The following is a 9,072-nucleotide window of genomic DNA, read 5'->3' as shown; positions in this document are numbered from 1 at the left end:
CCTGATCGTCGGCACGGGCGCGGCGGCCGGCTCGCGCTTCAGCGGCGGTGCCGGCAACGACACGATCATCGGCTCGGGGGCCGCCGACACCATCGTGGGCGGCGCGGGCGCGGACAGCCTCGTCGCCGCGGGCGGAGCCGACGTCTTCGTCATCGGCCAGGGCGACACGGGCCTGAGCGCGACGACGGCCGACCGGATCGCGAACTTCCTCTCCGGCACCGACAGGCTCGATCTCGGGCAGGACGGCACGGACCAGAACTTCGTGACCGGCACCAGCAGCGTCGTGACCGATTTCGACAGCGCCCGCGCCTTCGCCGACGTGCTCCTGACGGGCCGCACCTACGCCTACGTCACGAGCGGGACGGCCGGCGCGGACGGCTACCTGTTCGTGGACGAGACCGGCGACGGGCGCGCCGATGCCGGCCTGATCCTCCAGGGCGGCGGCGGCACGACGCCGACGGTGACGGCCGCCGACATCGTCTGAGCGCCGCCCGGGGATCTTCCGCCGCGCCGCCACGGCCGGCGGGAGGTCGCCGGGACGCCGCCGACCGCATCCTCGCCGGGCTCGACGACGGCGCGGTCCGCGACGCGGTGATCTGCGACTCGCTCGGCGGGCTCGCCGTCAACGTCGCCGACTGCTGAGGCCGCGCCCGGGACGACCCGTCCGACCGGACGGGGACCCGCACGCTCCCTGGCCAGCCAGTTCGGCGAGAGGCCGGCCGGACACGCCTCTCCTCGGCCGCCCGGCGTCCGGTCGACCTTCGGCGCCCGCGACAGGACGCGCTCGAAACAGGCGGCCACCGCCTGCGCCCCGTCGGCGTGCATCGGGGGAGAGCGCTGGCGTTCCGTCCAGGCCGCGCCCGGCATACGCGTCCAGATACTCAGACCAATCGAATTCCGCTGCAGATCATATCGGCTTTCGGTCTGCTGAGACCTTTGCGCTGCTCCGACGGAGCCTAGCTCAACAGGAGAGCGTGCCGGAGGGGCAGCTTCGGGCTCAGCATTGGAAGAGGATGACATCCCGATATGAAGGCCTTCGCATTCGCGGCCCTGATCCTTGTCGGCGGCTACTCGGCCGTTCAGGCCAACGAGCACTCGGGTAACCGGGGCTATATCCAGCTTGCCCAGATGGACAGCCCGGGTGACGGGCTCGACCGCAATGCGGCCGCGGAGGGCAACGGTCGGCCGCGTCGCGCATACCGGGCCCCGAAGGGCAAGCAATCCACGATCGTGAAGCCGCGCCGGTTGCGCGCGCGCTGAGAACGGCGCGCCTGTCCCGCGGCGGGTCGCGCATGTTCCGTGGTTCGCGCCGGCCGATCCGGCCGGCGCGAACGCGACGCGCACTGCGCGGCGCCGGATTTCCCTGCGGACGAAGCCGGCCGTGAGACGATGCGAACGGCATATCCCGGACCCGGCAACGTTCCCACCCCTCGTGCCCGCTCGTCGCTCGAATCCAGGCCGCCACATTAACGCTCGCAGTGAAATAATCGTGGCGCTCACACGTTCGTTCCGGCCTAAAACTTGGCCTCTGTTGAATGTGAAATGACTTCTGGCCTAATAGACCCGCTGCCGGACCCAATGTCCGGTTCCTGGAGTCAGACATGGAAGTCAGACATCTGCGATATTTTCTTACGGTTGTAGAAACTTGTAATTACAAGCTTAGCGCGAGTCGCCTGGATCTCGGCCAAGCCAGTCTCGAACGGTCCATGCGCGCCCTGGAGAACGATCTCAAGACGCGGCTCTTCGTGCGTCGGCCCCACACCCTGGAGCTGACGCGCGCCGGACAGGTGCTGAGACAGGCCGCCGTCAAGATGCTCGGCGAGGCCGAGGCGCTGCCCGACCGGGTGAACAGGGGCGCGCGCGGCGAGATCGGGACTCTGCGGATCGGTCTGGCGGACTCGACAGCGTTCAACCCGTTCATCCCGGCGGCCATCCAGGCCTACCGGCAGATCAGGCCGGGCATTGATCTCGTGCTCTCGGATGGCGACAGCCAGGATCTCTGCGACAGCCTGTCCGACGGCCGCCTCGACGCGGCGTTCATGCGGCCCATGCAGGTTCCCTGCGCCACACTCGACTGCCAAGTCCTCTTCGAGGAGGAGATGGCCCTCATCTTTCCGCCGGCTCATCCCCTCGCGGAGCGGTCCGCGCTCTCGGCCGCCGACCTCATGGACGAGCCCTTCGTCATGTTCCGTCGGGACCTGAGCCCGACGCTGTACGATACGATGATCAGCGCCTTCGTGCGCGCGGGCGTCACGATGCGGATCGTCCAGGAAGTCCCGCAACTGATCAGCCTCCTGAGCTTCGTGGCGGCCGGCGTCGGGCTGGCGGTCGTCCCGGCCTCGCTCGGACGGCTCTCCCTCGGCTGCACGATGCGGCGGCGGATCGACGGCCTGTCCCTGCGGGTTCCGCTCAGCCTCGCCACGCGCACCACCGACCAGCGCGTCATCGTGTCCGAGTTCGTGGCGTACCTGAAGCAGGCGAGCGCCTGCCCGGACGGCAGCGATGCCGCGCCGTCGCCGAGCACGCCTGAGCGCGATGCGGTCCCCGCATGCGTACGCGAGGACCGGGTCGGCCCGTCCGTAGACTGCATCGACTGATCGCAGGTCCTGCAGGCCGGCTGTCCCGACGGGTCGAACGGGACGGCGTGTGCCGCACAGCATTTGGTCAGGGAGAAGCTTCGTGGACTTCCGGCATCTGCTCTATTTCGCGACGCTCGCCGAGGAGCGGAATTTCCGGCGCGCCGCGCACAAGCTCGGGATCTCGCAGCCGCCCCTCTCCCAGCTGATCATGCGGCTCGAGGAGGAATACGGCCACAAGCTGTTCATCCGCCATGCCCGCGACGTGGAACTCACCGATGCCGGGCGGATCCTGCTCGAGAGCGCCCGTTCGGTCCTGGCCATGGCCCAGGAGACGCGCCAGCAGATCGAACGGGTCGGACAAGGCGAGATCGGGGAGCTGACGGTCAGCTTCACCCCGGGCATCTCCTTCCATCCCATGATCCCGGCTCTGGTCCGCCTCTGGCGGCGCGAGTTGCCGGCGGTCGAGCTGACGCTGAGGCAGGCGCCGACCGACGAACTCTGCTCCGCCCTGGGCGCGGGCACCGACGACATCGCGCTGATCCGCCCCCCGATCGAGGCGCCGTCCGACCTGACCATCCGGGTCCTGGCGGAGGAGGAGATGCGGATCGCGCTCCCGCCGGAGCACCGCCTGCGGCAGGCGGCGCAGATCGGCATCGCCGACCTCGCCGAGGAGCCCTTCGTGCTCTGGCCGCGCTTCCTCGCGCCCGGCCTCTACGACGCGATCATCCAGCGCTGCTTCAGCGCCGGCTTCACGCCGCGCATCCGCGTCGAGGCGCCCGAGAAGGCGACGGCGCTCGCTTTCGTCGCCGCCGGCCTCGGCGTGACGCTGACGCCCGCCTCGCTGAGCCAGATCCACCCCGACGAGGTCGATTACCGCCCGATCGCGGACGCCCCCTTCTCGGCGCCCATCGCCATCGCCACGCGCCGCGGCGAGCGCGATCCGGTGATCCTCCGCTTCCTGAAGCTGACCCAGCAACTCGGCGGGATCTGAGCGCGCGGCCGGCGGGCCCGACCTCCGCGATCGCGCCCATCCGGCGCCCGCCTGTCGCCCTCTCGGCTTGTCGCCCTCTCGGCTTGCCGTCTTGGCGGCGGCCGTCCTGGCGGCGGCCGGCCCGGCGCCGGCCCTTCGCGCCGCGACGCCATCAATCTAGGAAGTTGCTCCGGGCGAGTTCGACCACGTCCCCGACCCGGCCGCTCAGGGTCGCCTTGGCGGCGTAGAGGGCCGTCGAGACGGCCTGCGACGCCTCGATGACGGGCGGCATGACGAGTTCCATCCCGTTCACCCGCACGTCGAGAAGCGCCGGGCCGTCGTGGTCCAGGAAGGCGCGCACGGCCGGTTCGAGGTCGTCGGCGTGCTCGACCCGCCAGCCGGCGAAGCCGACGACCCTGGCCAGCAGGGCGAAGTCGGGGTTCTTCAGCTTGGTCCAGGTGTCGAGCAGACCCTCGACCTTCATCTCCATCTCCACGAAGCCCAGGGTGCCGTTGTTGAACACCACGACCTTGATCGGGATCTCCTCCTGAACCGCGGTCAGCAGGTCGCCCAGCAGCATCGCGATGCCGCCGTCGCCGCTGAAGGCGATGACCTGCCGCTCCGGCAGGGCCTTCTTCGCGCCCAGCGCCATCGGCATGGCGTTCGCCATCGTTCCGTGCAGCAGGCTGAGCAGCGTGCGCCGCCGCCCGTTCACGGCGACGTGGCGCAGAAGCCAGACCATGGGGCTTCCGCCGTCGGCCGTGAACACCGCGTCCTCGCTCGCGTGGCGGCCGACGAGGGCGGCGACCTGCTGGGGATGGATCAGGCCGTCGCGACCCGGCCGCTCCTCCCGCTCCAGGCTCTCGCGGACATCGCGCGCGATCGCGAGGCAGTCGTCGAGGAAGCGGCTGTCCGTCTTGGCCTTCAGCAGAGGCAGGAGCAGCCGCAGGGTCGGCGCCGCGTCCCCGACGACGCCGAGTTCGACGGGGTGGCGCCGGCCGAGATGAGCGGGCTCGTGGTCGATCTGGATGACCCGGGCCTTGTCGGGATAGAACTGGCGCCACGCGAAGTCGGCCCCGATGAGCAGCAGCGTGTCGCAGGTGCTGACGGCGTGGTAGCCGGAGCGGACCCCGATCAATCCGGTCATGCCGACATTGTAGGGATTGTCGTATTCGAGGAAATCCTTCGCGCGGGAGGTGTGGACCAGGGGCGCCTGGAGCAGGCGGCACAGATCGACGACCTCGTCGTGCGCGCCGGCGGCGCCGGCGCCCGCGTAGACCGCGACCTTGCGGCCCGCGTTCAGGATCTCGGCGAGCCGGTCGAGGTCGGCCTGGAGCGGCAGGCGCATGCTGGCCGGCGCGTGCACGCGGTAGGGCACCGCGTCGTCCGTCGTCATCGCCGCGATGTCGCCGGGCACGATCAGCACGGCGACGCCGCGCTTCGTCAGCGCCGCCTGCGCGGCCAGCACCGTGAGGCGCCGCGCCTCGCTCGGCGCGCGCAGCTCCTCGCAGAAGACGCTGCAGGTGCTGTAGATCTGGCGCAGGTCGAGTTCCTGCGGGAAGTCGACGCCGAGTTCGGAACTCGCCACCTGCGTGGCGATCAGGATGACCGGCGCGCGGTTGCGGTGGCTCTCGAAGAGGCCGTTGATGAAGTGCAGGCTGCCCGGCCCGCAGGTCCCGGCGCAGGCCGTGAGCGTGCCGGTGAGCAGCGCCTCGGCGCCGGCCGCGAAGCCGCCCGCCTCCTCGTGGCGCACGTGGACCCAGGCGATGCGGCCGCTCGCCCGCATCGGGTCCGAGATCTGGTTGAGCGTGTCGCCGACGATGCCGTAGCACCGCCTGACGCCGGCCTCCTCGAGCGCCTCGACGATGACCTGGCCGACCTTCTTCGACATCGAACGACTCCTTGGACGAGCTGGCCGCCCCGGGGACGGCGGACGTGACCGCCCGACCGCGGGCGATCCCGTCGGGCCGGTCACGTCGGACCGGTCACATCAGGCCGGCGATCGCGATGCCGGCCGCGATGCCCGGCAGCGCGAGGACGGTGCTCACGAGGACGCTGCGGGCAGCTTCCCGGGCGTAGGTCTCGTGCGCCAGCGCGAGGGCCGGGGCGATGGTGGCCGCCGGCAGGACGCCCAGGAGAAGGACCTCCTTGAGGAGGTCGCCCCGCAGGCCGAACGCGAACCCGAGTCCCACCATCGCGAGCGGCTGGAGGATGTTCTTCAGCCCGACATTGAGCAGGGTCTGCCGGTTGATCCGCGGCTCGATGCCCGAGAGGATGAAGCCGAGGGCGAAGAGCGCGACGCCGCCGGCCGAGCGGCCGATCTCGTCGGCCGCGTTCCGGACGAGGTCGGGGAGGTGCAGGCCGGAGAAGGCGATGACCAGTCCGACCGGGGGGAGCAGGACCAGCGGCTTGACGAGAGCGCTGCGGAGGGACTTCCCGATGCCCGCGCCGCCCTCGAGCAGGACGAGGGTCAGGGGGATCATCACGAGCGCCGCCATCAGGTTGCCGACGACCACCGTCAGCATGCCGGACGAGCCGACCGCGGCGACGAGCACCGGCGGCCCGCAATAGCCCACGTTCGGGCAGGACGTCGTCACGCCCCGCATGGCTGCCTCGGGGAGCGTGTGTCCCCTGCGGTAGCCGAGCGCGAGGCCTATGGCCCAGATGGCCATGAACCCGATCGCGATGGTGGCCAGGTAGGGCCCGTTCAGCACGGATTTCGGGTCCATCGCCGCTGCGGCGAGGAACAGGTTGATGGGCAGGGCGAAGCGGACGACGAAGCCCGAGAGCACGGCGCCGGCGCTCTCGGGAAGGACGCGCCAGTGCCCGGCGATCCAGCCGAGCACCGTCACGAAGACCACGGGGGCCAGCGCCTGGGTGATGGTGCCGATCATGCCTCCACCTGCTCGGCATAGGCCGGCCGGTAGATCATCCCCTCGAGCCAGGCCCGGATGTCGGCGGGGCGCTCGACCGTGGCCTTGCCCTGGTCGAAGATCCACTCGGCGAGCCGGGCCGCGGTGGTGATCTCGGTCTCCAGGATGTTGCGCTGGGACGGGAACAGCATGCCCTTGTCGCGCAGGTCGGACCCGACCTGGTCGGCGCTGGCGCGGGCCGCCTCGATGAACATCGCGTCGGTGATCCGCTCCGGCCGCGTCGCGTAGACCGCGAGTCCCACCGCCGGGAAGATGTAGAAGTTGTTGGCCTGCCCCGGATGGTAGGTCTTGCCGTCGAGCTCCACGTCCGGGAACTGCACGCCCGCCGCGTAGAGCACCTTCCCCCCGGTCCAGGTGAAGGCGTCCTCGGCCGAGACCTCGGCCTTCTCGGTCGGGTTCGACAGGGGGAAGATGATCGGCCGCTCGTTGATCTCGGCCATGGCCTCGACGATCTCGCGGGTGAAGGCGCCGCCCTTCGTCGAGACGCCGATCAGCACGCTCGGCTTGAGCGCCTTCACGGTGGCGAGGAGGTCGTCGGACGGCTTCGCGTCGTGGGCGTAGACCTTCTGCTCGGGCGAGAGGTCCTTGCGCTTGGGCTCGATCAGCCCGTCGATGTCGAACAGGGAGATCTTGCCGCGCGCGTCCGCCTCCGACAGGCCCTCCTCGACCAGCGCCGAGACGATCAGGTTGGCGATGCCGATGCCGGCCGAGCCCGCTCCGAGGAAGAGGATGCGCTGGTCGGCCAGGGACTCGCCCTTGATCTGGAGCGCGGTGGCGAGCCCGGCCAGCGTCACGCTCGCGGTGCCCTGGATGTCGTCGTTGTAGCAGAGCACCCGGTCGCGGTAGCGGGCGAGGTAGCGGATCGCGTCCGTGCCCTTCCAGTCCTCGAAGTGGATGCAGCAGCCGGGGAAGACCTCCTGCACCGCCGCCACGAACTCGTCCACGAAGGCGTCGAGCTCCTCGGTCGGGGGCGGCTCGCGGCGCAGGCCGAGATAGAGCGGGTCGGCGCGCAGGGCCGCATTGGTGGTGCCGATGTCGAGCAGCAGCGGCAGCAGGGTCTCGGGCGGGACGCCGGCGCAGGCGGTGTAGAGCTGGAGCTTGCCGATCGGGATGCCCATGCCGTTGGCCCCGATATCGCCGAGGCCGAGGATGCGTCCGCCGGTGGAGACGCAGATGAAGCGCAGGTCGTTCACCGGCCAGTTGCGCAGCACCTCGGCGATGCGGCCCTTGTGCTCGAGCGAGACGTACATCCCGCGGGCGCGGCGGAAGATGTGGCCGAACTTGAGGCAGGCCTCGCCGACCGTGGGATCGTAGACGATCGGCAGGAACCGCATCGGGTCCGCCATCACCACGCGGTAGAACAGGGTCTCGTTCCGGTCGAGCAGGCCCGTGAGGTAGATGTAGCGCTCGAGGTCGTTCGGCTTGGCGGCGAGGTGGCTCTCCGCCCGTTCCGCCTGCCGGTCGAGATCCTCCACCGAGGGCGGCAGCAGCCCTTCGAGGCCGAGGGTCGCGCGCTCGGCCAGGGTGAAGGCCGTGCCCTTGTTGGTGACGGGGTTCTCGAGCAGGGCCACGCCCCGCGCGGTGTGGGCACGCTTCGTCATCGGTCTGTCCTCGTGGTGGCGGCTGGGTTGGGAGGATCGTGAGGGGCCCGGTCAGGCCCGGGGGCGCATCGCCACGGTGAGCGAGCGCACGCCCTGCGCGCCGTGGATCAGCACGCCCTCGATGTCGGCGGTGGCCGAGGGGCCGGTATGGAAGGCGGCGTAGCGCCGCTCCTTGAACTCGGGGCGGTGATAGGCGTCCTGGGTCGAGGCCACGATGTCGGCGGGGTCGAGCAGGACGAGGAGGTGCTGGGCGAGGTAGGCGAGCGCGTTGACCCCGAGCTCCGCCTCGCTCAGCAGGATCGAGCCGGTCTCGGCGATGGCGAAGGCGGCGCGCACCACCGCCACGTCGACCCCGGCGAGGTCCTGCGGGCGGCAGGCCGCGACGTCGATGTCCCCGGCCAGTTCCGGGACCCGGGAGGCCACGACGCCGGCCTTCGGGAACAGCCGGCGCACCAGGGCGGCGAGGTCGTCCGCGTCCTCGGGCGCGGGCTTGCCGCCCATCGCCTTCAGGTTGGTCTCGAACACGCCCACGTAATCGTCCGGCTCCAGCGGCCGGCCCGCGTGCAGCACGGGGAAGCGGGGCACGTCCGGCCGCGGGTGCTCGCCCGCCGGCCGGTTGGCGCGGATGCGGGCCAGGATGGTGTCGCGAGGGCTCACGACGTCGTCTGCGCTCACGGCTTCGCCTCCGGGCTGGTGGGGTCCTCCGCGGGCGCCGGATGGTTGGCGGCGTACCAGTCGTGGAAGGTGCTCTTGGGGACCGGCGGCATCTCGCGGCCCTGCGTCCAGGTGTTGAGCGGGTTGTAGACGACGAAGCGCGGCAGCACCTTCAGGGCCGAATCCGCCGTGCGGATCGCGGTGCGGTACAGCGCCGGATGGGACAGGACCTTGCCGGCCGCCGACATCATCGCGCGCTTGACGAGCGGCAGCTCGCGCGCCTCGGCCAGCACCTTGCGCCAGGCGAAGATCTGCTCGTGGATGTTGATCTTCAC

General features: G+C 70.7%; 8 protein-coding genes and 1 pseudogene. 4 read left to right on the top strand and 5 right to left on the bottom strand.

Annotated elements, in window-relative coordinates:
• The 4 genes and pseudogenes from AX737_RS34900 to AX737_RS26220 all read left to right on the top strand — a co-directional run.
• Positions 1-484, top strand: a pseudogene (locus AX737_RS34900) (hypothetical protein); the annotation flags it as partial.
• A gap of 542 nt (positions 485-1,026) precedes the next feature.
• On the top strand, positions 1,027-1,260 hold the full coding sequence (locus AX737_RS26230; protein ID WP_066926593.1) for a hypothetical protein: 234 nt from the start codon (positions 1,027-1,029) through the stop codon (positions 1,258-1,260).
• A gap of 341 nt (positions 1,261-1,601) precedes the next feature.
• Entirely contained in the window at positions 1,602-2,597 is a 996-nt protein-coding gene (locus AX737_RS26225) for a LysR family transcriptional regulator (protein ID WP_082773308.1), read from the top strand.
• A gap of 82 nt (positions 2,598-2,679) precedes the next feature.
• Entirely contained in the window at positions 2,680-3,570 is an 891-nt protein-coding gene (locus AX737_RS26220) for a LysR family transcriptional regulator (RefSeq protein ID WP_066926589.1), read from the top strand.
• Positions 3,571-3,721: 151 nt separating this feature from the next.
• Here AX737_RS26220 and AX737_RS26215 read toward each other — a convergent pair whose 3' ends face one another.
• The 5 genes from AX737_RS26215 to AX737_RS26195 form a co-directional block, all read right to left on the bottom strand.
• Positions 3,722-5,440, bottom strand: coding sequence for a thiamine pyrophosphate-dependent enzyme (locus AX737_RS26215; RefSeq protein WP_066926587.1), 1,719 nt, complete (start codon positions 5,438-5,440; stop codon positions 3,722-3,724).
• Between the two features lie 94 nt (positions 5,441-5,534).
• Positions 5,535-6,443 carry an AEC family transporter gene (locus AX737_RS26210; protein ID WP_066926585.1) on the bottom strand — a complete coding sequence of 303 codons (909 nt, stop codon included), beginning with the start codon at positions 6,441-6,443 and terminating at the stop codon, positions 5,535-5,537.
• Complete coding sequence (locus AX737_RS26205) at positions 6,440-8,083, bottom strand: NAD-dependent malic enzyme (RefSeq protein WP_066926583.1); 1,644 nt, start codon at positions 8,081-8,083, stop codon at positions 6,440-6,442. The genes AX737_RS26210 and AX737_RS26205 overlap by 4 nt, the downstream gene beginning before the upstream one ends.
• A gap of 51 nt (positions 8,084-8,134) precedes the next feature.
• On the bottom strand, positions 8,135-8,740 hold the full coding sequence (locus AX737_RS26200) for an LUD domain-containing protein (RefSeq protein ID WP_066926595.1): 606 nt from the start codon (positions 8,738-8,740) through the stop codon (positions 8,135-8,137).
• Positions 8,741-8,754: 14 nt separating this feature from the next.
• Positions 8,755-9,072 (bottom strand): lactate utilisation protein LutB domain-containing protein (locus AX737_RS26195; protein ID WP_156453969.1); only part of this gene is annotated, 318 nt, incomplete at its 5' end.

The organism is Methylobacterium sp. CCH5-D2, from assembly GCF_001556475.1.
Classification (GTDB): domain Bacteria; phylum Pseudomonadota; class Alphaproteobacteria; order Rhizobiales; family Beijerinckiaceae; genus Methylobacterium; species Methylobacterium hispanicum.
Note: the sequence above shows the minus strand (reverse complement) of the source record. Positions and strands in the feature narration are given on the sequence as shown.

Bases quoted from the DNA above. Each gene is read 5' to 3' on its own strand.
- AX737_RS26205 (WP_066926583.1), bottom strand. From the start codon at position 8,083: ATGACGAAGCGTGCCCACACCGCGCGGGGCGTGGCCCTGCTCGAGAAC.
- AX737_RS26225 (WP_082773308.1), top strand. From the start codon at position 1,602: ATGGAAGTCAGACATCTGCGATATTTTCTTACGGTTGTAGAAACTTGT.
- AX737_RS26215 (WP_066926587.1), bottom strand. From the start codon at position 5,440: ATGTCGAAGAAGGTCGGCCAGGTCATCGTCGAGGCGCTCGAGGAGGCC.
- AX737_RS26210 (WP_066926585.1), bottom strand. From the start codon at position 6,443: ATGATCGGCACCATCACCCAGGCGCTGGCCCCCGTGGTCTTCGTGACG.
- AX737_RS26230 (WP_066926593.1), top strand. From the start codon at position 1,027: ATGAAGGCCTTCGCATTCGCGGCCCTGATCCTTGTCGGCGGCTACTCG.